Annotated in this window: 24 protein-coding genes and 5 tRNA genes; 9 read left to right on the forward strand and 20 right to left on the reverse strand. The window is 72.6% G+C overall.

Annotated elements, in window-relative coordinates:
* Positions 1–16: 16 nt before the first annotated feature.
* Genes LN251_RS01295 through LN251_RS01305 form a run of 3 tightly spaced genes read right to left on the reverse strand, consistent with a single transcriptional unit; the run spans position 17 to position 2768 of the window.
* Positions 17–841 carry a GNAT family N-acetyltransferase gene (locus LN251_RS01295; protein ID WP_458242709.1) on the reverse strand — a complete coding sequence of 275 codons (825 nt, stop codon included), beginning with the start codon at positions 839–841 and terminating at the stop codon, positions 17–19.
* Between the two features lie 53 nt (positions 842–894).
* Positions 895–1716 carry an aminotransferase class IV gene (locus LN251_RS01300; protein WP_458242710.1) on the reverse strand — a complete coding sequence of 274 codons (822 nt, stop codon included), beginning with the start codon at positions 1714–1716 and terminating at the stop codon, positions 895–897.
* Complete coding sequence (locus LN251_RS01305) at positions 1713–2768, reverse strand: chorismate-binding protein (protein ID WP_458242711.1); 1056 nt, start codon at positions 2766–2768, stop codon at positions 1713–1715. The genes LN251_RS01300 and LN251_RS01305 overlap by 4 nt, the downstream gene beginning before the upstream one ends.
* Before the next feature lie 177 nt (positions 2769–2945).
* Here LN251_RS01305 and LN251_RS01310 point away from each other — a divergent pair.
* The 5 genes from LN251_RS01310 to LN251_RS01330 all read left to right on the forward strand — a co-directional run bounded on the left by LN251_RS01310 (position 2946) and on the right by LN251_RS01330 (position 3408).
* Positions 2946–3018: transfer RNA gene (locus LN251_RS01310), tRNA-Gly, on the forward strand.
* Positions 3019–3057: 39 nt separating this feature from the next.
* Positions 3058–3131 (forward strand) — tRNA-Cys (locus LN251_RS01315).
* 1 nt (position 3132) lies between these two features.
* Positions 3133–3204, forward strand: a tRNA-Val gene (locus LN251_RS01320).
* 29 nt (positions 3205–3233) lie between these two features.
* Positions 3234–3305, forward strand: a tRNA-Val gene (locus LN251_RS01325).
* A 31-nt stretch (positions 3306–3336) separates the two neighbouring features.
* Positions 3337–3408: transfer RNA gene (locus LN251_RS01330), tRNA-Val, on the forward strand.
* A 54-nt stretch (positions 3409–3462) separates the two neighbouring features.
* On the opposite strand, the gene LN251_RS01335 is transcribed toward LN251_RS01330, so the two are convergent.
* From LN251_RS01335 to LN251_RS01350, 4 genes are all read right to left on the reverse strand, one after another.
* The gene (locus LN251_RS01335) at positions 3463–3762 is read right to left on the reverse strand and encodes a TFIIB-type zinc ribbon-containing protein (protein WP_079078205.1); all 300 of its coding nucleotides are present in this window, start codon (positions 3760–3762) and stop codon (positions 3463–3465) included.
* Between the two features lie 80 nt (positions 3763–3842).
* Positions 3843–4808 (reverse strand): phosphotransferase, encoded by a 966-nt coding sequence (locus tag LN251_RS01340; RefSeq protein WP_458242712.1) that lies wholly within the window; start codon positions 4806–4808, stop codon positions 3843–3845.
* 301 nt (positions 4809–5109) lie between these two features.
* Positions 5110–5307, reverse strand: a complete 198-nt coding sequence (locus LN251_RS01345) for a hypothetical protein (RefSeq protein ID WP_058926448.1) — start codon at positions 5305–5307, stop codon at positions 5110–5112.
* Between the two features lie 197 nt (positions 5308–5504).
* Positions 5505–5780, reverse strand: coding sequence for a hypothetical protein (locus tag LN251_RS01350; RefSeq protein WP_458242713.1), 276 nt, complete (start codon positions 5778–5780; stop codon positions 5505–5507).
* Positions 5781–5976: 196 nt separating this feature from the next.
* Between LN251_RS01350 and LN251_RS01355 the strand changes: the two genes are divergently transcribed.
* Complete coding sequence (locus LN251_RS01355) at positions 5977–7395, forward strand: serine/threonine-protein kinase (RefSeq protein ID WP_458243242.1); 1419 nt, start codon at positions 5977–5979, stop codon at positions 7393–7395.
* Positions 7396–7600: 205 nt separating this feature from the next.
* Here the strand turns inward: LN251_RS01355 and LN251_RS01360 are convergent, their stop codons facing one another.
* From LN251_RS01360 to LN251_RS01405, 10 genes are all read right to left on the reverse strand, one after another.
* Positions 7601–7999 (reverse strand): NUDIX domain-containing protein, encoded by a 399-nt coding sequence (locus LN251_RS01360; RefSeq protein WP_458242714.1) that lies wholly within the window; start codon positions 7997–7999, stop codon positions 7601–7603.
* 2 nt (positions 8000–8001) lie between these two features.
* Positions 8002–8820 carry a TrmH family RNA methyltransferase gene (locus LN251_RS01365; protein ID WP_058926445.1) on the reverse strand — a complete coding sequence of 273 codons (819 nt, stop codon included), beginning with the start codon at positions 8818–8820 and terminating at the stop codon, positions 8002–8004.
* A 64-nt stretch (positions 8821–8884) separates the two neighbouring features.
* Complete coding sequence (cobA, locus tag LN251_RS01370) at positions 8885–10117, reverse strand: uroporphyrinogen-III C-methyltransferase (protein WP_458242715.1); 1233 nt, start codon at positions 10115–10117, stop codon at positions 8885–8887.
* A gap of 139 nt (positions 10118–10256) precedes the next feature.
* Positions 10257–14459 (reverse strand): nicotinate-nucleotide--dimethylbenzimidazole phosphoribosyltransferase, encoded by a 4203-nt coding sequence (gene cobT, locus LN251_RS01375; protein ID WP_458242716.1) that lies wholly within the window; start codon positions 14457–14459, stop codon positions 10257–10259.
* Between the two features lie 442 nt (positions 14460–14901).
* Entirely contained in the window at positions 14902–16119 is a 1218-nt protein-coding gene (gene cbiE, locus LN251_RS01380; RefSeq protein WP_458242717.1) for a precorrin-6y C5,15-methyltransferase (decarboxylating) subunit CbiE, read from the reverse strand.
* 102 nt (positions 16120–16221) lie between these two features.
* A complete protein-coding gene (locus LN251_RS01385; RefSeq protein WP_458242718.1) occupies positions 16222–16860 on the reverse strand; it encodes a GNAT family N-acetyltransferase in 639 nt (212 codons plus the stop codon).
* 211 nt (positions 16861–17071) lie between these two features.
* Entirely contained in the window at positions 17072–17902 is an 831-nt protein-coding gene (locus LN251_RS01390; protein WP_458242719.1) for a MetQ/NlpA family ABC transporter substrate-binding protein, read from the reverse strand.
* A gap of 66 nt (positions 17903–17968) precedes the next feature.
* Complete coding sequence (locus LN251_RS01395; protein ID WP_383669724.1) at positions 17969–18706, reverse strand: methionine ABC transporter permease; 738 nt, start codon at positions 18704–18706, stop codon at positions 17969–17971.
* On the reverse strand, positions 18703–19734 hold the full coding sequence (locus LN251_RS01400; protein ID WP_458242720.1) for a methionine ABC transporter ATP-binding protein: 1032 nt from the start codon (positions 19732–19734) through the stop codon (positions 18703–18705). The genes LN251_RS01395 and LN251_RS01400 overlap by 4 nt, the downstream gene beginning before the upstream one ends.
* 325 nt (positions 19735–20059) lie before the next feature.
* Complete coding sequence (locus tag LN251_RS01405; protein ID WP_458242721.1) at positions 20060–20710, reverse strand: HAD-IA family hydrolase; 651 nt, start codon at positions 20708–20710, stop codon at positions 20060–20062.
* Between the two features lie 69 nt (positions 20711–20779).
* Between LN251_RS01405 and LN251_RS01410 the strand changes: the two genes are divergently transcribed.
* Positions 20780–21139 carry a hypothetical protein gene (locus LN251_RS01410; protein ID WP_249841299.1) on the forward strand — a complete coding sequence of 120 codons (360 nt, stop codon included), beginning with the start codon at positions 20780–20782 and terminating at the stop codon, positions 21137–21139.
* Position 21140: 1 nt separating this feature from the next.
* Complete coding sequence (locus LN251_RS01415; RefSeq protein ID WP_458242722.1) at positions 21141–21569, forward strand: hypothetical protein; 429 nt, start codon at positions 21141–21143, stop codon at positions 21567–21569.
* Here the strand turns inward: LN251_RS01415 and LN251_RS01420 are convergent.
* From LN251_RS01420 to LN251_RS01430, 3 genes are all read right to left on the reverse strand, one after another.
* On the reverse strand, positions 21559–22056 hold the full coding sequence (locus tag LN251_RS01420; protein WP_404152281.1) for a GNAT family N-acetyltransferase: 498 nt from the start codon (positions 22054–22056) through the stop codon (positions 21559–21561). The two genes, LN251_RS01415 and LN251_RS01420, sit on opposite strands and share 11 nt — an antisense overlap.
* Positions 22057–22102: 46 nt before the next feature.
* Positions 22103–22609, reverse strand: a complete 507-nt coding sequence (locus tag LN251_RS01425) for an RNA polymerase sigma factor (RefSeq protein WP_458242723.1) — start codon at positions 22607–22609, stop codon at positions 22103–22105.
* A 74-nt stretch (positions 22610–22683) separates the two neighbouring features.
* Positions 22684–23844 (reverse strand): glycerophosphodiester phosphodiesterase, encoded by a 1161-nt coding sequence (locus LN251_RS01430; RefSeq protein ID WP_458242724.1) that lies wholly within the window; start codon positions 23842–23844, stop codon positions 22684–22686.
* 333 nt (positions 23845–24177) lie between these two features.
* On the opposite strand from LN251_RS01430, the gene LN251_RS01435 reads away from it, so the two are divergent.
* Positions 24178–24849 (forward strand): lysophospholipid acyltransferase family protein, encoded by a 672-nt coding sequence (locus tag LN251_RS01435; RefSeq protein WP_249841294.1) that lies wholly within the window; start codon positions 24178–24180, stop codon positions 24847–24849.
* The last annotated feature ends 107 nt before the right edge of the window (positions 24850–24956 follow it).

Consider the following 24956-nt stretch of genomic DNA (forward strand, 5'->3'; position numbering starts at 1 on the left):
TGCCGGCCGCCAGCGCCTAGAGCAGTTCCTTGTACAGGTGGTAGGTGATCGTCTCGTAGCCGAGCGACTCGTACAGCCGCTCGGCGGGGGTGTTGCCCGCGAAGACGTTCAGCTGGATCGCGGGGCGACCGGCGGCCACGCTCTGGACCTCCGCCAGGAGCATCAGCGCGCGGCCGTGGCCCCGGCCCCGGTGGTTCGGGGCGGACTCCACCTTGAAGACGAAGCCCTTGCCGTCGCGGGCGCCCATCCAGAGGACGCCGACCTTCTCCCCCTCGTGCTCCAGGACGCTCAGATCCATTCCCGGGGTGTCCGGTCCGTCCGGCAGCGCGAGGGCATGGTCCCGCTCGGCCTTGGCACGGGCCTCGGCCTCGGGCACCCCGCGCTCGATCCAACTCTGCGCGTAGCTCTCCTTGTCCTGCTCCTCCCAGGGCCCGAACTCCTCCTGGGTCATGGGCCGGCCGCGGCTCCCGGCGGGCAACTCGGGTGCGGTGGCACCGAGCGGCTTCTCCATGTGACGGTTGCGGACGACGTACCCGAGGGTCCTCGCCAGCCGGAGCGCCGCCTCGGCGCCGGCCGGAACCGACGCCTCGATCCTCTTGCAGCCCCAGCCGCGCAGCACTTCCTCGGCCGCGAGCGCGGCCACCGTGCCCCGGCCGCGCCGGCGGTCGGGTTCCTCGATGGTCAGGTCCAGGATCTGGGCCACCGCCTCGCCGAAGGCGGGACTCGTGGCGAGGTGCACCGTGCCCACGGGGCGGCCGTTCACGCACACTTGGTAGTGGCGCGACAGCGCCCCGTCGTCGGCACGCTGGAGCGGCTCGGTCGGCCGCAGGGTCGTCGTCATCAGGGGAGTTCTACCCGCCGGGAGGCCATGCGTCAGCCCATTTTCCGTGTCTGTCACGGATCTTGGTCGGCGCCCGCCTGCTCGTCGAAGACGCGCATGGCCTTGGCGGTCACCGGGCCCGGCGCGCCGGGCAGTTCGCGGTCGTCGACGCGGTGGACGGCCTGGATGTCGCGCAGGGTGGAGGTGAGGAAGACCTCGTCGGCCCGCTCCAGCACGTCCAGGGGCAGCTCGGTCTCCGCGGCGCCGGTCCACTCGATCGCCAGCGCGCGCGTGATGCCCGCGAGGCAGCCGGAGGCGAGCGGCGGGGTGTGGATCTCGCCGTCGAGGACGACGAAGACGTTCGAGCCGGTGCCCTCGCAGAGCTGCCCGACCGTGTTGGCGAACAGGGCCTCGGAGGCGCCGTGTTCGTGGGCGCGGGCGAGGGCGACCACGTTCTCGGCGTACGAGGTCGTCTTCAGGCCGGTCAGGGCGCCCCGTTCGTTGCGCGTCCAGGGCACGGTGATCACGGCCGTGGAGTCGGGGCGGCGGGCGGTCTCGCCGAGCGCGACCACGAGGGTGGGTCCGTACTCTCCCCGGTCGGAGCCGAGGGGGCCGTGGCCGCCGGTGTAGGTGATGCGCAGCCGGCCGAGCGGCATCGGGTTGGCCTGGAGGACGGCGGCGCAGGCGCGGCGCACCTCGTCGTGGTCGGGGTCGGGCAGACCGAGACCGCGCGCCGAGCGGGTCAGCCGGTCGAGATGGCGGGTCAGCGCGAACGGCTTGCCGTCGACCGCCTTCACCGTCTCGAAGATGCCGTCGCCCACGGTCAGGCCGTGGTCGAAGACGGAGACGCGGGCGGACTCGAGGTCCCGCAGCGCGCCGTCGAGCCAGATCTTCACGTCGTGATTCCCTCTCCACTCACCTCGTACGTCCCCGACGCTACCGCGAGCAGTCGGGACGCCTTCAGCTCGGTCTCCCGCCACTCCCCTTCCGGGTCGGAGCCCCAGGTGATGCCGGCGCCGGTGCCGAAGCGCAGCAGGGCCCGGCCCCCGGCGGTCCGGTCGATCCAGAAGGTGCGGATGCCGACCGCCAGCTCGCCGGTCCCGCGGTCGGCGTCCACCCAGCCGATGCCCCCGCAGTACGGCCCGCGGGGCACGGGCTCCAGGGCGTCGAGGATTCGCAGGGCACTGGACTTGGGCGCGCCGGTGACGGAGCCGGGCGGGAAGGCCGCGTCGAGCAGCTCGGGCCAGCCGGCGCCGTCGCGCAGCTCGCCGCGGACCGTGGAGACGAGATGGACCAGACCGGGGTGCTTCTCCACGGCGCACAGGTCGGGGACGGTGACGCTGCCGGTGGCGCACACCCGGCCCATGTCGTTGCGGACCAGGTCGACGATCATGACGTTCTCGGCGTAGTCCTTCTCCAGGAGGTCCGCCTCCGTGCGCCCGGTGCCCTTGATCGGCCCGGACTCCACGACCCGGCCCCGGCGGCGGAGGAAGAGCTCCGGCGAGGCGGTGGCCGTCTCGACGCCGTGCTCCGGCAGCCGGATCGTTCCTGCGTACGGCGCCGGGTTGCCGCGGGCCAGCAGCGCCGTGAGGTCGTCCACATCGGCGTCGGCGGCCACGGGGGCGGCGAGCACCCGGCAGAGGTTCGCCTGGTAGACCTCGCCCGCCGCGATGTGCTCACGGATCCGGCGCACTCCGGCCGTGTACGCGGCGCGGTCGAGGGACGACGACCAGTCGCCCACCGCCGGCCCCTGCCAGCGGCCCGGGACCGGCGCGGGCACCGGCTCCTCCCGTACGTCGTCGAAGCGGGCGCAGGTCAGGCGGCCCTCGAAGTCCGCGACGACGGCCCAGAAACCGGTGGAGTCCAGGGCGGCGGGGTCGGCGGTGACGTCGCGGAGACCGGTGGCGACGCGGGTGCCGAAGCGGGCGAGGGGAGGGAGGTCGTGCACGCGTCGAGTCTAGGGCGGGTGTCCGAAAGGTGACCTCGGCGTGTCCCGCCGGAGGCCCTGACCACGCCCCTGAGCAGGCGCAGCGCAGCACGCTGCGCAAACGCGTTTTTGTACTGGCCGCGGTATCCGCTAGAGTTCAACACGTCGCCGGGCCGCGAGAGCGGAACGAAACGACAAGCGGACGTAGCTCAGTTGGTAGAGCGCAACCTTGCCAAGGTTGAGGTCGCGAGTTCGAGCCTCGTCGTCCGCTCGAAGGAACAAGGGGATCTTCCCGAACCCCTGCACTCCTGGTGGAGTGGCCGAGAGGCGAGGCAACGGCCTGCAAAGCCGTCTACACGGGTTCAAATCCCGTCTCCACCTCCAAGGACGATTAGCTCAGCGGGAGAGCGCTTCCCTGACACGGAAGAGGTCACTGGTTCAATCCCAGTATCGTCCACTGGATCTTCGGCATCGAAGGTCTGACCCGCGCGATTAGCTCAGCGGGAGAGCGCTTCCCTGACACGGAAGAGGTCACTGGTTCAATCCCAGTATCGCGCACGCAGTACACACGATCTCGATCGTGGTTCCCGCGCGATTAGCTCAGCGGGAGAGCGCTTCCCTGACACGGAAGAGGTCACTGGTTCAATCCCAGTATCGCGCACACACCGAAGCCCCCGGCCGTCTCAGACGGCCGGGGGCTTCTTCGTGGGTTCGGTCAGCTGGAGAACAGCATGTGGCCGAAGCTCTTGTGGCGGTGGTGACCGCCGTGGCCGCCGTAGTGACCACCGCCGTGGCCACCGTGCGGGGCGCCCCAGGCCGGCGCGGGCGGGGCCGGGTAGGCCTGCGGCGCGGGCGGAGGCGGCGGGGCGGGCTGGGACCACTGGGACTCCAGCCGGGTCAGCGACTCCAGCTCGCCGTAGTCGAGAAAGATCCCGCGGCAGCCGCTGCACTGCTCGATCTGGACGCCGTTGCGGTTGTACGTGTGCATCGGCGCATGGCACTTCGGACACTGCATGGTCGGCTCAACTCCTCGCCGGTCGGTCCTGCTTCGTGTTTCGCCAGGACAGACACTGTCCGGCTGCGGTCGGTTGCACACTACTTCGCGCGCGACGGGATCAACTGCGGCGGGAGGGAACCCATTCGGGCACATGCGTCGATCACGGACATCTCGATCTCGTCGAGGGGGCGGTTGCCGGTGATCGCCTTGGTGACGGCCCGGGCGGCGGTCTGGACGGTCAGGGCGCGGGCCGGGACGTCCAGCGCGGGCCACGGGTCGCCGTCGGCCGGGACCGCCGGGCCCCCTCGGGCGCGGTAGGCGGTGAGGAAGCGGGTCCATTCGTCGGGCGGGAGCAGCCCACAGGCGTACCAGGCCGCCGGGCGGGCGAGGTCCCAGGCGGGGACGCCGGTGCCGAGGTCGTCGACGTCGATGAGGAGCCACGCGCCGTCGGGGGCGGGATGGCGGACGAGCTGGCCGAGGTGGAGGTCGCCGTGGCAGAGGGTGGTGGTGTCCGGCATGGGGGCCTCGCCGCGGGCCCAGGCGGGCAGCGTGGCCCAGGCCCGCAGGACGGGTGCGACGGCGGGGTGGCCGGCCGCGGCCGAACCTGTGGCCGTGGCAGCGAGACGGGCGACGGCGTCGGCCGCCTTCGCCGGGCCGCGCATGGGCGGCAGGGGGGCGGCCGCGGGCGGGACCGGGGTGCGGTGGAGGCGGGCGAGGAGCGTGGCGGCGGCCTCCCAGGGCGCGGCGTCGGGCGTGTCCGGGTCCACGGGGGTGCCGTAGGGCCAGAACGTCACGACGCGGCCGTGCAGGTCGACAGGGGTGACGATCAGTGGGGGCAGGAGGATGCCGGGGAGATGGGCGGCGACCGCGAGGCGGGGGGCGAGGTCGCGCAGGCCGGTGCGGGGGGCGTGGGCCTTGGCGACCGTGTCCGCGTGCCGGACGACGGTGGCGTCCGGCCGGTCGGCGAGGGTGACGGATTCGCCGCAGGGGCAGCTCGGGGTGCGGGTGTGGGCCGTGGCCTCGGCCCGGACGGTGAGCTCGGCGAGCAAGGGGGTGGCGGTCACGAGGCTCCCTGGGGCGGTGCGGCTGCCTGCGCAGGGTACGGCTTCGGGTGCGACGGTCGTACGGGCCGGGTGCGCAGATCGTGCCGGCCGGGTCCGCGTCGCGTGGTGGTGGCCGTGGCCACGTCGCGTGGTGGTGGCCGTGGCCACGTCGCGTGGTGGTGAGCGTGCCCGGGCACGGCAATGCCGGCGCAGCTCCCCAGCTGCGCCGGCATTTTGTGCCGTCCGCCGCACCCCCGTCCCCACGGGGTTTCATGGGTGGAGGTCCCCGCCCGGACCGCTCTTCCGGGCCTGGGGTCGCCGCTCAGCGCCCCAGCATCACTCCCACGGACGACGCCTGTGTGGCCACGGTCTCCCAGCCGTCGAAGACGAAGAAGAGCAGGGCCGCCAGGGGGAGGACCATGAGCGTCGCCACCAGGGGGTGGCGGCGGCCCGTGCGGCGGGGGCGGAGCGTACTGCGCTCCAGCGTGCGGAACTGTGTCCGCGGTGCCGTCCAGGCCATGGTCCCTCTCCTGACCGATCTTGTTGTCATTGGCAGCGGCGGGTGTCTGACCTCGGGGGACGAGTGCTGCACCCGCCGCTTGACCTCAAATCTAGGCGTCCGGCGTGCTCGGGTCGTCATGCCCTCGTACCGATTGGCGGGCCTCCCGGAGGATGAGCCGCCGGGCGAGGAGTACTCCCCTGGGTGGAGACGAGGACCTAGGTCTCAGGGTCTTCCCCGAGGGGGTGCCCGATGTCTGCGCGCTTTTCCGAGCTGTCCTCCCTCGGGATCGGCTGCTCGACCAGGGCCAGGACCCGGTTCGCCATGAAACGGGCGGTGCGGACCACCGATCCGTTTCGGGTGACTTCGCTCACTTCCACCACACCTCGGCGTACCGCCGTCTCCACCCTGCGGCCCGCCCGGCTCGCCACCACCTCGTAGGTGCGGGTCGTGTCCCCCGCGTCCACCACTATCTCCACACGGTCACCCTTCACGGGTTCAATCCCCCTTCTGTGATGGGTGGTTGGCAGCACAGTGAGCGGCAAGTCCGCCTGCCGCCGTGCTCCCTGACCACCCCTCAAGTCTCCCACCCGGCACTGACAATCGATCTGGGCGAGAGGGCGCGGCCTCTGCGCGCGGGCGGCCGTGGAAACGTAAGCTGTGCCACGTCACACGGACCGGGCAGCGGGGATGAACATGGCGATGATGCGCCTGAGGCGCGAGGACCCGCGCGTCGTCGGCTCGTTCAGGCTTCACAGACGGCTCGGCGCGGGCGGGATGGGCGTGGTGTACCTGGGCTCCGACAAGAAGGGGCAGCGGGTGGCACTGAAGGTAATCCGGCCCGATCTGGCGGAGGACCAGGAGTTCCGGTCGCGGTTCGCGCGTGAGGTCTCGGCGGCGCGGCGGATCAGGGGCGGGTGCACGGCCCGGCTGGTCGCCGCCGACCTGGACGCGGACCGGCCCTGGTTCGCCACGCAGTACGTGCCCGGGCCCTCGCTGCACGACAAGATCGCCGACGAGGGTGCACTGGCCGCGGCGGACGTCGCGGCCGTGGGGGCCGCCCTGTCGGAGGGGCTGGTCGCGGTGCACGAGGCCGGTGTGGTGCACCGGGATCTCAAGCCGTCCAACATCCTGCTGTCCCCCAAGGGGCCGCGGATCATCGACTTCGGCATCGCCTGGGCGACGGGGGCCTCGACGCTCACCCACGTCGGCACGGCCGTCGGCTCCCCCGGGTTCCTCGCCCCGGAGCAGGTGCGGGGTGCCGCCGTGACGCCGGCGACGGACGTGTTCGCGCTGGGGGCGACCCTGGCCTACGCGTCGATGGCCGACTCGCCCTTCGGACACGGCAGTTCGGAGGTCATGCTGTACCGGGTGGTGCACGAGGAGCCGCAGCTGCACGGCGTCCCGGACGCGCTGGCTCCGCTGGTGCGGGCGTGCCTGGCGAAGGACCCCGAGGAGCGGCCCAGCACGCTTCAGCTGTCGCTGCGCCTGAAGGAGATCGCCGCCCGTGAGGCCGTGGGTCTCGCGGAGGTGCGTCCGCCGGCGCCGCGGACGGGCGAGGCGGACCGGCCCACCGGCCGTCTCTCCGACACCTACCCGGAGACGCTGCGCGAGCCGCAGCGCAGGCGTCCGCAGGGGACTCCCCCGCCGCGCGGCACGTCCCCCTCGTCACGCGGGGCCGCCCCGTCGCAGGGCGGGGCCCCGTCCCGGGGCGGTGGTGCGTCGACCGGCGGCGGCCAGTCGCGCGGCGGCCCGTCCTCACGCGGGGGGTCCTCCTCCCGGGCCGGCGGGGCGGGGTCCTCGCGTTCGGGGTCCAGGCCCACGCCCGCCTCGCGAGGCGGCAGCCGTTCCGGCAGCGGAAGCCGGCCCGCGCCGCGCAGCGGGGCCGGACGTCCGGCGCCCCGGACCACCGGGACGGGACGGCGGCCGGCCAATCCGCGGCTGCTGCGGCAGCGGCTGTTCGTGTTCGTGGTCGTGACGCTGCTGGTCGCGCTCGGCATCGCCGCGGCCCAGGGCTGCCAGGGGCCGTCGCGCGGTCTCGGCGACGACGGCCACGTCGTACGACAGCACCAGCAGCAAGGGGAGCCGGGGCGGAGCCCGTCGAGCTAGGGCCTGTCGTTCGGATCAGCTCGGCTGCCGCAGAGGGCGCTTCAGGACCGACCCGAGCGGGGTCTGGTGCGTGCAGCTGCAAGGCGGAGGAGGGAGTCGACGCGATGGGAGTCCCCCCGCTCGAGCGAAGCCGAGAGTGGGGGAGCCGGCGAGTGACGACAACGCCGCAGATGGGCGTGTCAGACCCCAAACGACAGGCCCTAGTCTAGGGCTCCAGGTTCGGCAGGACGTGGGTGAAGAACTCGCGGTCGCCGTCGAAGACCGGGTCCAGGGCGAGGAACTCCTCGGGGGTGACCCAGCGGAAGTCCCCCACCTCGTCGGGGTCGGGGACGACGTCGCCGGTGGGTGCGTCGGCCGTCCACCAGTGGAGGCGGAAGCGGCCGTCGTCGGTCTCCGACTCCCAGACCTTGGCCAGGGGTGCCGCCGTGAGGCCGACCTCTTCGCGCACCTCCCGGACGACCGCCTCCGGCTGGCTCTCCCCCGCCTCGACCTTGCCGCTGAGGGGCTGCCAGTAGCCGGGGCGCACGACGCCGGGGCCGCGGCGGACGGCCAGCAGCCGGTCGCCCCGGCGCAGGATCGCGACGATCGCCTCGCCCCGCGGCACGGTCACCCCTGGGGGCGGCCGGTGGCCACCGCGTAGAAGGCGACCGCGGCCGCCGCGCCGACGTTCAGGGAGTCCACGCCGTGGGACATCGGGATGCGTACCCATTCGTCGGCGGCGACCAGTGCCTGCGTGGACAGGCCGTCGCCCTCGGCGCCGAGCATCAGGGCGACGCGGTCCATCCGGTGCGGGGCGGTCTCGTCGAGGGTCTTGGCCTTCTCGTCGGGGGTGAGGGCGAGCAGCGTGAAGCCGGCCTCGCGCACCGACTCCAGGCCCTTGGGCCAGGTGTCGAGGCGCGCGTAGGGGACGGAGAAGACCGCGCCCATGGAGACCTTGACGCTCCGGCGGTACAGCGGGTCGGCGCAGTCGGGCGAGAGCAGGACCGCGTCCATGCCCAGGGCAGCCGCCGAGCGGAAGATCGCGCCGATGTTGGTGTGGTCGTTGACCGACTCCATGACCACCACGCGGCGTGCGGTCTGCAGGAGTTCGGCCGCGGTCGGCAGCGGCTTGCGCTGCATCGAGGCGAGCGCGCCCCGGTGCACGTGGTAGCCGGTGACCTGCTCGGCGAGCTCCGGGCTGACGGCGTAGACCGGGGCGGGGAGCTCGTCGATGACGTCGCGCATGACGTCGACCCACTTGGCGGACAGCAGCATCGAGCGCATCTCGTAGCCGGTGTCCTTGGCCCGTCTGATGACCTTCTCGCCCTCGGCGATGAACAGGCCCTCGGCCGGTTCGCGTTTGCGGCGCAGCTCTACGTCGGTCAGGCCTGTGTAGTCGCGCAGGCGCGGGTCGTCGGGATCCTCGACGGTGATGAGATCGGCCACAGGGTGATACTGCCTTGTCCTGGGTGTGGTGCCAACGGCTGGGAGCGAGTTGTGTTACCCCGGGTTACGCCGAGGTCTCCGGGCCCACGTTCACGACGGCGCCGACCACGATGACCGCCGGCGCCCGTACCGCCTGCGCGACGACGGTCTCGACGACCGTGGCGAGGGTGGCGTCGACGCGCCGCTGGGCGGCCGTCGTGCCCTCCTGGATCAGCGCGACCGGGGTGTCGGGCGACTTGCCGTGCGCGATGAGCGTCTCGGCGACCTTGCCGATCGTTTTCACGCCCATGAGGATCACGAGCGTCCCGGTCAGCTTGGCGAGCGAGGGCCAGTCGACGAGGGAACGCTCGTCGTCAGGGGCGATGTGCCCGCTGACCACCGTGAACTCGTGTGCGACGCCGCGGTGGGTGACCGGGATGCCGGCCGCGCCCGGCACCGAGATCGAGCTGGAGATGCCGGGCACGACCGTGCACGGGATGCCGGCCTCCGCGAGCGCGTTGACCTCCTCCATCCCCCGGCCGTAGACGAACGGGTCGCCGCCCTTGAGCCGGACGACCGACTTGCCCTGCTTGGCGTGTTCGATCAGCGCGTTGTTGATGGCCTCCTGGGCCATGAAGCGACCGAACGGCAGCTTCGCCGCGTCGATCACCTCGACGCCCGGGGACAGCTCGGCGAGCAGGTCGCGGGGGCCCAGGTGGTCGGTGATGACGACGTCGGCCTCGGCGAGCAGACGGCGGCCGCGCACGGTGATCAGGTCCGGGTCGCCGGGGCCGCCGCCGACCAGGGCGACGCCGGGGGTGCGGGTACGGAAGTGCGGGGCGACCAGCGTGCCGTCGCGCAGGCCCTCGACGACCGCGTCGCGGATGGCGGCGGTGTGCCGGGGGTCGCGGCCGCGGGCGCGGCTGGTGAGGACGGCGACCGTCACGCCCTCGCTGGTGCCGGTGGCCGGGGTCCAGGCGGTGGCGGCGTCGGCGTCGTCGGAGCGCACGCACCACACACGGTGGGCCTCCGCCTCGGCCGAGGCACGGACGTTCGCCCCGGCGTCGCTGGTGGCGATCAGGGCGTACCAGGCGTCCGCCAGGTCCCCCTCGGCGTACTCGCGCCGCTCCCAGGTGATCTCGCCGGCCCCCGCCATCGCCTCGACGGAGGGAGTGGCCTCCGGCGAGACGAGGAGGACGTCCGCGCCCGCCGCGACGAGGGCCGGGAGGCGGCGCTGGGCGACCTGGCCGCCGCCGAGGACGACCACTTTGCGGCCGGTGAGGCGGAGGCCTACGGGATAGGCGGGGTGTTCGGCCATGAGGGCGGCTCCTCGTCCTGGCAAAGCGATGGGCGCTACGGCGCTGGAGCAGCCCTGACGTGCGTGTTTCGATGGTGCGCTCAGCCTACGGCCGGGACGGGGACGCCCGCTGTGACGGCGGTCCCATCCCGGCCGGGGCTCACTTCTCGGTGACGCCCGCCGAGTCGAAGGTCGCCACCTCGTGCATGGCACGGGCCGTGCTCTGCACCAGCGGCAGGGCGAGCAGCGCGCCCGTGCCCTCGCCGAGGCGCAGGTCGAGGTCGACCAGGGGGCGCAGGCCCAGCTTGTTCAGGGCGGCCACGTGACCGGGCTCGGCGCTGCGGTGGCCCGCGATGCAGGCCGCGAGGACCTCCGGGGCGATGGCGCGGGCGACCAGGGCGGCGGCCCCGGCGCTGACGCCGTCGAGGATCACCGGCGTGCGCAGGGACGCTCCGCCCAGCAACAGGCCGACCATCGCCGCGTGTTCGAAGCCGCCGATCGCGGCGAGGACGCCGATGGGGTCGGCCGGGTCCGGCTGGTGCAGTTCGAGGGCGCGCCGGACCACCTCGGTCTTGCGGGCCAGCGTCTCGTCGTTGATGCCGGTGCCGCGGCCGGTGACCTCGGCCGGGTCGGCGCCGGTGAACACCGAGATCAGGGCCGCCGACGCGGTCGTGTTGGCGATGCCCATCTCACCGGTCAGCAGGGCCTTGTTGCCGGCGGCCACCAGGTCGCGGGCGGTCTCGATGCCCACCTCGATGGCCAGCTTGGCCTCCTCGCGGCTCATCGCGGGGCCGGTGGTCATGTCGGACGTGCCCGCGCGGATCTTGCGGGGCAGCAGGCCGGGGGTCGCCGGGAGGTCGGTGGCGACACCGACGTCCACGACGCACACCTCGGCGCCGACCTGGCCGGCGAAGGCGTTGCAGACCGCGCCGCCGCCGAGGAAGTTGGCGACCATCTGGGCGGTCACCTCCTGCGGCCAGGGGGTGACGCCCTGGGCGTGGACGCCGTGGTCGCCGGCGAAGATCGCGACGGCTGCGGGCTCCGGGATCGGCGGCGGGCACTGCCGGGACAGGCCGGACAGCTGGGCGGAGATGATCTCCAGCATGCCGAGCGCGCCGGCCGGCTTCGTCATGCGCTTCTGCCGCTCCCAGGCCTCGCCGAGCGCCTTGGCGTCCAGCGGGCGGATCTGGGCGACGGTCTCGCCGAGCAGGTCGTGCGGCTCCTCGCCGGGCAGGGCGCGGCGGCCGTACGTCTCCTCGTGCACGACCCACGACAGCGGGCGGCGCTTGGACCAGCCGGCCTGCATCAGCTCGGGCTCGTCCGGGAACTCGTCGACGTACCCGACGCACAGGTAGGCGATGACCTCCAGGTGCTCGGGCAGCCCGAGCGCGCGGACCATCTCGCGCTCGTCGAAGAAGCTGACCCAGCCGACGCCCAGGCCCTCGGCGCGGGCGGCGAGCCACAGGTTCTCCACGGCGAGCGCGGCGGAGTAGGGGGCCATCTGGGGCTGGGTGTGCCGGCCCAGGGTGTGGCGGCCGCCGCGGGTCGGGTCGGCGGTGACGACGATGTTCACCGGGGTGTCGAGGATCGCCTCGATCTTCAGTTCCTTGAACTGCTTCGCCCGGCCCTTGGGCAGCGACTTCGCGTACGCGTCGCGCTGCCGCATGGCCAGTTCGTGCATGCTGCGCCGGGTGTCGGCGGAGCGGATGACGACGAAGTCCCAAGGCTGCGAGTGGCCCACGGACGGGGCGGTGTGCGCGGCCTCCAGGACGCGCAGCAGCACCTCGTGCGGGATGGGGTCGCTGCGGAAGCCGTTGCGGATGTCGCGGCGCTCGCGCATGACCTTCAGGACGGCCTCGCGCTCGGCGTCGTCGTAGGCGGGCGCGGCCGGGCCGGTGGACTGTCGTACGTCTTCCACTGCGGCCTTGCTCTCTTCTTCCTGGTCGGCGCCCCGGGTGTCCAGGTCGTCCGCGTGCTGTACGGGTTCGTGGTCGGCCTCGCGCGGGGCGGGGACCGTGGCGGCCGGCTCCTGCGCGGCCTCCGCGGGGAGGGTGAGCGCGTGCGGCGGTGTCGGTGCGAGGTGCGGGGTGGTCGGCACGGAGCCGGACACCGGCACGAACCGGCCGAGGGACGGGTTGTCACCGGCCGGCGGGGGCGTCTGCGCGGGGTCGGCGGGCTGGGGTACGGCCCCTGCCTCGACGAGCGGGCCGGGGACCTGGGCGAGGTGCTCGCCGTCCACGGGCTGGGGGGAAGGGTCGGTGGCGATGGTGGCGTCTCCGGTCGGTGCCGCGGAGCCGTCCGCCGGCTGCGGGGGCTGCGTCGGGTCGGGGGCCGACGGGAGGGTGGCTTCCGACGGCTCGGGGGTGACGACGGTGTCGGGGGCGTCCGCCGCCACGGCCGGATCGACGACCTGGGCGGCGTCGACGGGCGCGGCCTGCGGTACGGCGGCCTGGAGCGCCGAGCCGTCCAGGGCGTGGCCCGCCTCGGGCCCGGCCTGCGCCGCGGACACGGCCGCCGGCTCGGCGCCCGGGGCGCCGGGGATCTGGCCGGTCTCGGGGACGGCGGCGTCGATGAGCTGGGCGCCCTCGGGCGCGGCACTCTCGGCGAACTGCGCGCCCGCGGGCATCGAGGCGACGTCGGGAGCGTACGCGGCCGCGGGCAGCCGACCGGTGTCGGCGTCCGCTGCCTGGCCGGCCTCGGGGACCGCCATGGCCTCAGGGGCCTCAGCGACAGACGCACCATTCGTCACGGGCCCGGTGGTGGCGGCGTCCGTCTCCGCGTCGGGGACGATCGGAGGGGCATGCTCGGTGCCCGTGTGCTCGGCGTCGGCTGCGGGGACGCCCGGATGTGCGGGTTCGCCCTCCCCGACGAACGCGTCCTGGTCCGGGTGCCCGGCCTCGGCGGCAGGGACGCCCGGGCCCGCAGGCCCGCCGTCCGCGGCGAACGGAGCGACGCCGTGGTCACCCACGTCGGTCACGGGGACACCCTGGTCCCCGGGTCCGCCCTCCGCGGCGAACTCACCGGCTCCCGCGTGGTCGCCCTCGGCCGCGGGCTCCCCCGGCGCGACCTGCGTACCGTCCACGGCGAACCCGCCGACGCCCGTGTCTACGGCATCGGCCGCGTGCGCGCCCGGAGCGGCGGGTCCGGTCTCGACCGGCGCACCATCGGCGCCGTGAGCCGCCGGACCGCCCGACGCGTCCTGCCCGCCCTCGGCATCGCCCGCGTGGGCGCCCGAGACATCGCCCGCGGGGGCACCAGAGGCGACAGGCCCACCGTCGACCGGCGCACCGGCCGCGTCGGCCTGCGTGCCGTCCGCCGCGAGCGTCCCAGGGATCGCCGGGACGCCGTCGGCCACGGGATGCCCGGCAGCCGTCGGCGTGCCGTCCGGTCCCAGGTGCCCGGCAGCCGGCGGCGTACCGTCCGCCCCCAAGTGCCCGGCAGCCGTCGGCGTGCCGTCCGGAAGGTTTCCGTGGGCCGTCGGCGCGCCTTCCGCAGGGTAGGCGCCGGCCGGCTGACCGGCGTCGGGAGCGAACCCGCCTGCCGCGGCCACCGCTCGGGCGAGGTGTCCACCGTCCGCGGCGGCCACTCCCACGGGTACCTGCCCGCTCTCCGGGCCCTGTGCCTCGGCCGTGCCGTCCGCACCGCCTGCCTGCGTGTAGTGCGCGTCGTCACCGCTCTGAACCGCGTACGCACCGTCCTGCCCCTGCGCGGCGCCCCCCGCCTCCGTCGCGATGCGGGCCATGACGGCCTGGGCCGCGCCGACCGGCTCGGCCTGCGCCTCGTGCTGTCCCTGCGCGGGAACAACCGTTTCCGCAGTCGTGGCCTCGGTGCCGACCGGCGCCTGGGCCACGCCCGGCGCCTGGGCGCTCCAGGGGGTGGCCCCCTGCGGGGACGCGGCACGCCCCTGGGGGGCGTCGAGGTACTCGGGGCCGACCGTAGGCGGGCCCGGCTGACGCACCGGGGCGCCCGCGGGGCCGCGGTCGGCCAGGGAGCGGACCGGGCTGGCGGACGCGTCGGGGACGGGCGGCCCGAGGTGGAGCGGGCGGCGCGGGGTGACCGGCGGGATCGGGGTGGTCGGCGCCTCGGGCAGACGGACGCCACCGAGGTCGACCGAGCCGCTGTCACGGCCGGACATCTCGTGCGGGCCCGGCTCGTGCACGGTCTCGACGACCGGCTCGGGCGCGGGCGGCGCGACCTCGTTGCCCCAGGGGCTCTGCGCGCCCGGCAGCAGCAACAGGTCTTCGTCCTCGGCGGGGGTCTCGGAGAGGTAGGCGTACGCACCGGGCGCGGGAACGCCCGGCTGCTCAGCCATGCCTGCGTTCTCCGGCAGCCCCTCGCCCGGGACCTGGCCGGTGTCGGTCATGCGTACCCCTCGCCCATCGGTTAGTGCTTCTCGGTCCGGCTCACCGGGAACGGCGCACCGACCGCTCCCGCAGTGAAGAACGAGCGTGTGTGCCCAGCGGCACGAACGACCCGCCCATAAAAGGCGACAAAGCCATTCAGTGGCATTGTCCCGGTCGTCCCTCCTTCGCGACAGCTTGATCCGCGACGGCCCGCTGTGGACTGCGCCACGTTGCGCGTCCTCCGGTTCTGCCGTACCGCACCCACCCCAAAAGGGGCGCGTTTTCCGGACATTGGCGAACGAACTGCCGGGCCACCCGGTGCGGTACAACGGTCGGCCAGCCTACCGCGAGCGATAGGACTACCGGATCACCGGGAGGGAAGAAAACAGGATCACTGGGACGGCAGCGGAGTCACGCCGCGCGCTCCGGGAGCGCGCCCGCCGGTCACCCGACCACCGCCCCTCAACGAGGCGCTTCGCGCCGCCCCAGGTCTCCCGTGAGCAAGAACGCGACGCTCCGCTCCGTCTCCGTCCAGGCCCGCGTGTCGAGTTCGACGGACTGGAGGAGGGCGCACTCCACGTCGTAGCCGTGCTCCGTCAGGTCGCGGCCGATGAGTTCGGCGGCGTCGCGGGTCGCGGCGTGCGTGACGATGCGCTGCGGACGGCGGTCGGCGACCGCCGAGACGACGGCCGCTCCCCCGCCGCCGACGCGGACGACGTCCGGCTCGGGCAGGTTCTCCAGGACGTGCGGGGCGGCACCCTGGATGATCTGCGCCTGGACGCCGAAGCGGCGGGCGGCGGCGTCCGTGCGGGCGCAGGCGTCCAGCTTCCGGTCGACGGCGATGACGGCGGCGCCGGCGCGGGCGGCCTCGACGGCGAACGCGCCGCTGCCGCAGCCGATGTCCCAGACGAGGTCCCCGACGCGCGGTCCCAGCCGGGCCAGTTGGGCGGCCCGGAGCAGATCGGTCTCGCCCTCGCCGAGCGGGCCGTCGTAGGTCTCGCCGGGCTGCGTCCAGCCGCGCGGGCCGGCGCCGGGGTCGCGTCCGGCGAGCCAGCCGCCGCTCTCCCCCGCTCCGGCCGGGCCGCCGATGACGATGACGACGTTCGGGTCGCGCCAGGTGTGGTCGGGGGCCTTGTCGGAGGTGACGACGGTGACCTGCTCGCGTTCGGTGCCCAGTTCCTCGCAGATGACGAAGGTGCGGTGCACGCCCTCCAGGAGCAGGCCGAGTTCGGCGGGGCCGGCGCCCGGTGAGGTGAGTACGGCCACCTTGGTGTGGGCTCGGCATACGTTCACCGCGCGTCGCAGGGTGCGCCTATGTGCGACGACCACCTGTGCATCGTCCCAGGGCATGCCGGCGCGCGCGAAGGCGGCGGCGACGGAGGAGACCGCGGGGACGACCTCGACCTCCAGGCCGAACTCGGGTGCGCGCAGGGTCCGTACGACGCCGAAGAACCCCGGGTCGCCGTCCGCGAGGACGACGGCGGTGCCCCGGTGTCCGGCGATGCGGCGGGCGGCGAGGGCGACGCTGCCGAGCCGGATGCGCTCGGCGGAGGGCGGCACCTCGGGCAACGCCAGGTGGTGGGCGGCCCCGGCCACCAGGGTGGCGGCGCCGAGGGCGGAGCGAGCCGCGGCGGTCAGCGGCGAGCCGTCCCAGCCGATCACCGTGACGCGGTCGGCCATGGTCGTCAGTCTCCAGGGGGTTCACGCAGGTCGGGCTCCGTGAGGGTACCTGGTGGCGGAGGCGGCCGCTGCGGCGGCGCCGTCCTCCTCGGTCCCCGGGTCCTAGTTCCAGTCGGGGAACGACGTGAAACCGTTGCTGTCGGCAAGCTGCTCGCCGGCGCCGTCCAGGTCCTCGGGGAGCAGGCTCCACACGATGTAGTCGGTGCGTACGTCGTTCCAGGTGCCGTCGTCCGCGCGGACGCGCGCTATGCAGGCGTTGCGCAGGACGCCTTCGCTGATACAGCCGATCTTCTGGGCGACCTGCTGGGAGGCGGTGTTGTCGGCCGCCGTGCGCAGCTCGATGCGCTCGAACTTCTGGTCGCCGAGCAGCCATTGGGCGGTGGCGAGCGCGGCCTCGGAGGCGTAACCCTCGCCGCGGGCCCAGGGGGCGATGATGTACGACAGTTCGGTGGAGCGGACGTGCCAGTTGGTTCTGGCGAGTTGGACGACGCCGACCAGGCGCTGGGTGAGGAACTCCGTGACGGCGAAGGTGAGTCCGCGCCCCGCCTCGCGCTCGGCGCGCGCCCGCTCGGTGATCCAGACGCGGGCCAGTTCCTCGGTGTAGGGCTGGGGGACGCTCGTCCAGGCGCCCACCTGCTCGTCGTTCATCATCTCGGCCAGGGCGGGCACGTCGTCCTCATCCAGGGGCCGCAGCACCAACCGCTCCGTGCTGATGGAGACGTTGGGGAAGGTGCCACTCATGCGCCGCTCCGTAACCTTCGGAAAACCTGCAAGTCCTGCTGAACTGCCCAGCATGCAGCATGGACCCGCCGGACCGCACCACGGGGTCCACTCGCAGTGAGCGAGTAGACCCCGTGCGTGGCGATACGCCGTATACGTGCCCTCGGCACCGATCGCTTCGGGTCGGAAAGAGGCCCCCGGAAGAGACCCGGAAAGAGGCCCGGAAGGAGGCTCAGAAGGAGGGGATGACCGAGCCCTGGTACTTGTCCTCGATGAACTTCTTCACCTCGGGCGAAGTGAGCAGCTTGGCCAGCTTCTTGACCCGCGGGTCCTTCTCGTTGCCCTTCTTCACCGCGAGGAAGTTGCCGTACGGGCTGTTCTTCGCGGACTCCAGGACGAGCGCCTCCTTGGCGGGCTTGATCCCCGCGGAGATGGCGTAGTTGCCGTTGACGACCGCGGCGTCCACGTCGTCCAGGGAGCGTGCGGTCTGGGCCGCCTCGACCTCCTTGAACTTGAGGTTCTTCGGGTTCTTGGTGATGTCCTGCGGGGTCGCCTCGTTGCCCGCGCCGTCCTTGAGCGTGATGAGGCCGTTGGCCGCGAGCAGCTTCAGTGCGCGCGCCTCGTTCACGGCGTCGTTGGGAACGGCGACGGTCGCGCCGCTCTTGAGCGCGTCCACCTTCCTGACCTTGTGGGAGTACAGGCCGAGGGGCTCCAGGTGCACCGTGACGACGGGCACGATGTGGGTGCCGCGCTTCTTGTTGAAGTCGTCGAGGTAGGGCTGGTTCTGGAAGTAGTTGGCGTCGACCGAGCCGTCCTCGGTGGCGGTGTTCGGGACGATGTAGTCCTGGAACTCCTTGACCTGCAGGTCGAGTCCGGCCTTCTTGGCGAGGCTCTTCTCGACGAAGTTCAGGATCTCGGCGTGCGGGGTCGGGCTCGCGGCGACGACCAGCGGTCCGCTGTAGTCGGAGGAGGCCGAGTCGTCGCTCGAGCCGCAGGCGGTGAGCCCGAAGGTGAGGGCTCCGGCGGCGAGGACGGCGGTGCTGAGCTTTGCGGTGTTACGCACGAAAAGTGCCTTTCCTTTTGGGTGGAGCGATCCCGCTGTTCGGTGGGCGGGAAGTCTGAAGCGCGGTTACGCGGCCTTGCCGACGTCGGCCGACGCGGGGTCCGTGGCCTTGAGCAGCCGCAGCCTGGGTGCCGGGCCGGAGCGGCCGCCCCGGCGGTGCAGCGAGCGGGCGGCGAGGTCGCCGGCGAACTGGATGAGCGAGATGACCACGGCGAGGATCGCGACGGTGATCCACATCAGCTCGGTCTCGAAGCGCTGGTAGCCGTAGCGGATGGCGATGTCGCCGAGTCCGCCCGCGCCGACCGTGCCGGCCATGGCGGAGTAGCCGATCAGGGCGACGACGGTGGTCGTGGTGCTGGCGATGAGGGACGGCAGTGCCTCGGGGACGAGCACCTTGCGCACGATCGTCCAGGTGTTGCCGCCCATCGCCTGCACGGCCTCGACGAGCCCGCCGTCCACTTCGCGGACAGCCGTCTCGACGAGGCGCGCGAAGAACGGGATGGCGCCGATGGCGAGCGGCACGATGGCGGCCTCGCGGCCGATGGTGGTGCCGGTGATCCAGCGGGTGAAGGTCATCAGCGCGACCATCAGGATGATGAACGGCATCGAGCGGGCGATGTTCACGACCTGTCCGATGACCTTGTTCGCCACGATGTTCTGCAGCAGTCCGCCCCGGTCGGTCAGGACGAGCAGGATGCCGAGCGGTAGCCCGCCGACGACGGCGATGAGCGTGGACCAGCCGACCATGTACAGCGTGTCCCAACACGCCTGGGACAGCAGGGGCTGCATCTCGGACCAGCTCACTTGGCACCTTCCTTCACCGGCCGGCTCTCGCCGACGACGTCGATCTGCAGTCCCTGTTCGCGCAGGAAGCCGATCGGCACGACGTTGTCCTCGTAGCGGCCGGGCAGCTCGATGCGCATGCGGCCGACCTGGAGGCCGCCGACGGTGTCGATGGCCGCGCCGAGGATCGATATGTCGATGTTGTAGGTGCGGGAGAGCTGGGAGACGACCGGCTGGGTGGCGGCCTCGCCCTGGAAGGTGACGTCGACGACCGTGCGGTCGTCGCCGGACGCCTCGCCGCCGAGCGGGAAGAGGGCCGAGGCCAGCTCGGAGCCCGGGGTGGCGAGCAGTTCGCTCACCGTGCCGGACTCGACGACGCGGCCGTTCTCCATCAGGGCGGCCGAGTCGCAGACCGACTTCACGACGTCCATCTCATGGGTGATGAGCAGGACCGTGAGACCCAGCTGCCGGTTCAGGTCGCGCAGCAGCGCCAGGATCGAGCGGGTGGTCTCCGGGTCGAGGGCGCTGGTGGCCTCGTCGGAGAGCAGCACCTCGGGGTCGCCGGCCAGGGCGCGGGCGATGCCGACGCGCTGCTTCTGGCCGCCGGAGAGCTGGGCGGGGTAGGCCCGCGCCTTGTCGGCGAGCCCGACGAGGTCCAGCAGCTCCAGCGCCTTGCGCGAGCGCTCCCTGCCGGACGTGCCGAGAATCTCCAGCGGCAGTTCGACGTTGTCCTGGACGGTGCGCGAGGACAGCAGGTTGAAGTACTGGAAGACCATGCCGATCCGGCTGCGCGCCCGCCGCAGCTCCCGGCCCGCGCGGGGGCCGCGGCCGGCGAGGGCGGTGAGGTCCTGCCCGGCGACGGTGACCGTCCCGGACGTCGGACGCTCCAGCAGGTTGACGCAGCGGATGAGCGAGGACTTGCCGGCGCCGGACTGGCCGATGACGCCGTACACCTCGCCTTCGCGGACGTGCAGGTCGACGCCGTCCAGGGCGGTGACCTCACGACCGCGCGAGCGGTAGACCTTGGTCAGGCCCGATGTCGTGATCACAGGGGTTTTCCGTCACTGTCGAGTCCGTACGCGGGCGTGGGTGTGCCCTGGTACGGGAGGAAGGGTTCATGCGCGGGGGCTCGGTCTCGTGCGGCGTTCAGCGCGCACGGACATGCCACGGCGGCTCGCTTCGGGGCGCGAGGCTCAAGATGGTGCGGGGGCCCTCTAGAAGGCGCACATTCGACACATACAACGAGCACCGGGCGTCATGGTCGCCTCGGTCGCAAGGGTGCGGCAGCTCGTCGTGGTCATGCGGTCAGTAAATCAGAGGCATCGACGTGACCAAGAACCGCCGTCCCACATCGTGGACGGCGGTGGACAGGTGTCAGGCGCGGGCGGAGATCTCCACTCCCCGGTCGGTGACCAGTGCGGACAAGGCCGACAGGTCCTTCACCACGAGGTCGGCGTCGAGCTCTTGGGCCCGGTGGGTTGTGGCCAACGCCACGGTGGTCATTCCGGCGGCGCGGCCGGCCGCGAGGCCCGCCGGGGCGTCCTCGAAGACGACGCAGTCGGCCGGGTCGACGCCCAGCTGCCGGGCGGCGAGGAGGTAGGGCTCGGGGTCGGGCTTGCCGCGGGTGACGTCGTCGGCGGCGATCAGCGTCTTGGGCAGGATGCCGACGGCGTCGAGCCGGGCCTCGGCCAGGCGCCGGGTGGCGGAGGTGACCATGGCCCAGCGGTCGGCGGGCAGCGAGGCCAGAAAGCCGGCCGTGCCGGGCAGCAGCCGCACGCCCCCGTTCGGGACGTCCTCCACCTCCAGCAGCTCGATCCGCGCGACCGCCTCCGGCACCACCTCGGCGGGCAGCAGGTCGGCGGCTATCTCCACGGCGGTGCGTCCGTGCAGCTCGACGCGGCCGAACTCCTCGGCGGTGATGCCGTACTCACGGGCCCACAGCGTCCAGCAGCGGTTCACGGAGTCGAGGGAGGAGACGAGGGTGCCGTCGTTGTCGAACAGGAGGGCTTGCGCGTGGATCGTCATGGTCTAGACCCTACGGCGTACGGCGGGGTCGGCGGCGGCGGCCGGTTTCGGCCGTAATAAGGTCACGACATGCTTGATGCCCTGACGCTGGTGACCGGCGTCGCCGCGCTGCTGCTCGCCGCCTGGTGCGGGTGGGCGGCCTACCGCGACGAGCCCACCAAGGACTGGCACTTCATCGGGATGGCCGTGGTGTCCGTGCTGGCCCTGGTCCAGCTGGTGATCGGGATCGTGCAGCTGGCGCGGGGCGAGAAGCCGGAGCAGGGCACGACGATCTTCGTGGCGTATCTGATCGGTGCCTTCGCCTGCGTCCCCGCGGCCGGGTTCATGTCGCTGGCCGAGCGGACGCGCTGGGGCTCGGTGACGGCCGCCGCCGGCGGTGTGGTGCTCGCCGTGCTGGAGGTGCGGCTCTATGACATCTGGGGAGGGTGAGATGACCGCCGTGGACGACAACGTGGACGACAAGCCCAAGCGCCTCATCAGCGGGCCCGGCATGCTGCTCGTCTGGTTCTACGGCGTGATGGTCGTCGGCGCGGTCTCGCGCTCGGTCTACCAGATCGCGACCGAGTTCGACCGGGCGCCGCTCGCCTACTCGCTGTCGGCGGTCGCGGGCGTGGTGTACGGGTTCATCACGTACACGCTGGTGCGCGGCGGCGAGAGGGCCCGCAAGGCGGCGCAGGTGTGCTGCGCCGCCGAACTCGCGGGCGTGCTGATCGTCGGTACCTGGACCCTGGTCGAGCCGTCGGCCTTCCCGGACGCGACGGTCTGGTCGGACTACGGCATGGGCTACGTCTTCATCCCGGTGCTGCTGCCGCTGTCCGCCCTGTACTGGCTGCGCAGGAACCGCACGGTCACGCCGTAGCGACGTAAGCCTCCGCGGGCTTCTCCAGGATGATCATCGGTACGCCGTCGGTGCCCTCGGACGTGCCCACCGTCTGGTAGCCCACGCGACGGTACAGCCGCAGGTTGCCCTCGCTGCGGTGGCCCGTGAACAGGCGGAACTTCTTCGCCCCGCGCTCCTCCACCAGGGCCGTCTCGGCCGCGCGCAGCAGCCGCGCGCCGATGCCGTGGCCCTGCAGGCGGGGGTGGACGCAGAGCTTGCCGATGGACGCGGCACCGTCCTCGGTGACGCGGCCGCGCACCGAGCCGACGACCTCCTCGCCGAGCCGCGCGACGAAGACGCAGTCGGCGGCCACCTCCTGGCGGACCGATTCCAGGGACTGGACGAGCGGGTCGATGCGGTAGTTGCCGTACAGCGCCGCCTCACTCTGGAAGCACAGGTACTGGAGCTTGAAGATCTGCTCTGTGTCCTGCTCGGTCGCCACCGAGATGGTCACGCTCATGCCCATGTGCGCACGCCTCCCGCTCACCTGATCGCCACGTTGTCCCCCACTCCTATCCCCGCCCTTCGCGCGCCGCAACCTCCGATGTGAGCAAACGGCGAAGACATCCCAGGCATCTGGAGCGTTCCGGGCCCAGACTTCCCTGTGACATACCCAACTCCCCCGCGATTTCCCTGTATGTCAGGTCTTTCGGCGAGAGCAGGGCCTCGATCAGACCGGGGCAGCGACCGGGCAGCCGACGCACCGCGTCGCGCAGGGCAGTGCGGCGGGCGGCGGCGAGGACGAGGTCGGCGGGGTCCCGCTCGGTGTGGTCGGCGGGCTCGGCGCCGTAGGGCCGTTCGAGACGGGCCGTACGGCGGCTGCGGCGGGCCTCGGAGCGGACGGCGCGGCGCAGCCAGCCCGGCGGGTCGAGGGGCGGGCCGTCCGCGTCGAGGCGTTCCAGCAGGCGGAGCCAGACCGCCTGCTCCAGGTCGGCCGGTTCGGTCCCGGAGGCGGGTGCCTCGGCCGAGGCCTCGGCGGTGAGCAGCGGGCGCAGGGCGGTGAGCAGGTCGTGCGTCATATGCGGACCGACGCGGCCGCCCGGTGCCGGGTTGCCCGGGCGGCCGGCCGTTCACCCCAACCGGGGTGCGGCGCTCAGCCGTTGACGAAGTCCGCGCGGGCCAGCAGGCCCGTGTCGGCGTTGTCGGTGAAGACGCCGTCGATGCCGGTGGCGAAATAGCGCTTGAAGGCGCCGAAGGCGTCGCCGTAGCCGTCCGCGTCCGTGCCCCTGCGGTACTCCGCCGGCAGGAAGGGGTTCTCGTTGCGCATGGTGTACGGGTGCAGGATCAGGCCGACCCTGTGCGCGTCGGAGACCAGGGGGGTCTCCTTGTCGAGGCTGCCGTCCGCCTTCTTGGTGATGACCAGGTCCAGGGTCGGGCCGATGCCCTGCGCGTAGCCGGCGATCTCCCTGAGCCCCTTGGGGGTGATCAGGTCGGCGACGGTGCGCGGGTCGCCCGACTCGACGAAGTCCCAGGGGCGGGTGGTCGCGCCGGACAGCAGCACGACGAGGGGGTTGTCGACGAGCTTGTTCAGCCGCTGGATGCTGGTCGGCTCGAAGGACTGCAGGATGACCGGGGAGTTCCGCCGGTCCTTGCCGTGCTTGTGCAGCAGTTTGGCGACGCGTTCCTCCAGCCCCAGGCCCAGCTTGCGGAAGTAGGTGGGGTGCTTGGTCTCGGGGTAGATCCACACCTGCTTGCCGCGCCGGCGGGTCTGCTCGTCCTGCCACCGCAGGACTTCCTCGAAGGTGGGGATCTCCCAGCGGCCGTTGTAGAGCGCGTTGTGCGGGCGGTTGGCCGGGATGCGCTCGATCGCGCGCAGCGTCTTGAGCTCGGCGAGCGTGAAGTCCTCGGTGAACCAGCCGGTGGTGGCGACGCCGTCGAGCACCTTGGTGGTCCTGCGGCCGGCGAACTCGGGGTGGTCGGCGACGTCGGTGGTCCCGCCGATCTCCGGCTCGTGCCGGCAGACCAGATGACCGTCCTTGGTCGGGCACAGGTCGCCGGCCTCGACGATGTCGGCGCCCATGTCGAGGGCCAGGTCGTACGAGCCGAAGGTGTGCTCCGGCCGGTAGCCGGCGGTGCCGCGGTGGCCGATGATCGTCGGCTTGGGCAGGCCGCCCAGCCCGCCGCCGGGCCGCGCCTCGGCGGCTCTCGCGGCCGTGGACAGGCCGAGTACGGCTCCGCCGGCGCCCAGCACCGCCGCGCCGAGAAGCGCCCGGCGCCCCGTGCCGCCTGCCTGATCGTTCTCCTGCGTTCCCATGAACGCCTCCCCTGCCGTGGGCTCCTTGATGCGGGCCGATCGTAGGTGCGTGGACATGACGGGCGGGAGACCGTGGCCGGAACACGCGGGTGACGCCCGATGTCGTACGGGAAAGGAGATCTGACGAGGTGTCGGCCCCCCTCTTTCGGTGTACGCGACGTGCGTCACAGGTTCCGGGCCGGTTACCGGTGAGCAACACGGCGTCACCGCAGGTAAATGTATGTCAACAGTCCGTAAGACCCCGGTGAACCCGATGTGCGCGACCCCCGGGCCCGGGAGTATCGTCCTCACCTGCACAGACTCATATCGAAACCCTTGACATCGGAGGGCCCGTTGTCCCGCTTCGCGCTCATCAAGGCAGTGCTCGGACCGATCATGCGCCTGATGTTCCGCCCACAGGTGGAAGGCGTGGAGAACATCCCCGGAGACGGCCCCGTCATCCTGGCCGGCAACCACGTCACCTTCATCGACTCGATGATCCTGCCGCTCGTGTGCGACCGGCAGGTGTGCTTCATCGGCAAGGACGAGTACGTCACCGGCAAGGGCCTCAAGGGCCGGCTGATGGCGTGGTTCTTCACCGGCGTCGGCATGATCCCGGTCGACCGGGACGGCGGCAAGGGCGGCGTGGCCGCGCTGATGACCGGGCGCCGGATCCTGGAGGAGGGCCGGGTGTTCGGCATCTACCCCGAGGGCACCCGCTCCCCCGACGGGCGGCTGTACCGGGGGCGCACCGGCATCGCGCGGCTGACGCTGATGACCGGCGCGCCCGTCGTCCCCTTCGCCATGATCGGCACGGACAAGATCCAGCCGGGCGGCGCGGGGATGCCGCGGCCCGCGAAGGTGACGGTTCGCTTCGGCCCGGCCATGGAGTTCTCCCGGTACGAGGGGATGGACCGCGACCGCTACGTGCTGCGGGCCGTGACGGACTCCGTGATGGCGGAGGTCATGCGGCTGTCCGGCCAGGAGTACGTGGACATGTACGCCACCAAGGCGAAGGCGGCGTAGGTCTCCGACGGTTCGGCCGGACTGACGGTGCCGTGGGTGAGGGGCGCTGTGGGTGAGGGGACTGTGCGCGGTTCCTCGCGCCCCTGGTGGGCCGACGGTCCGGTTGC

The organism is Streptomyces sp. MAI_2237 (assembly GCF_054189285.1).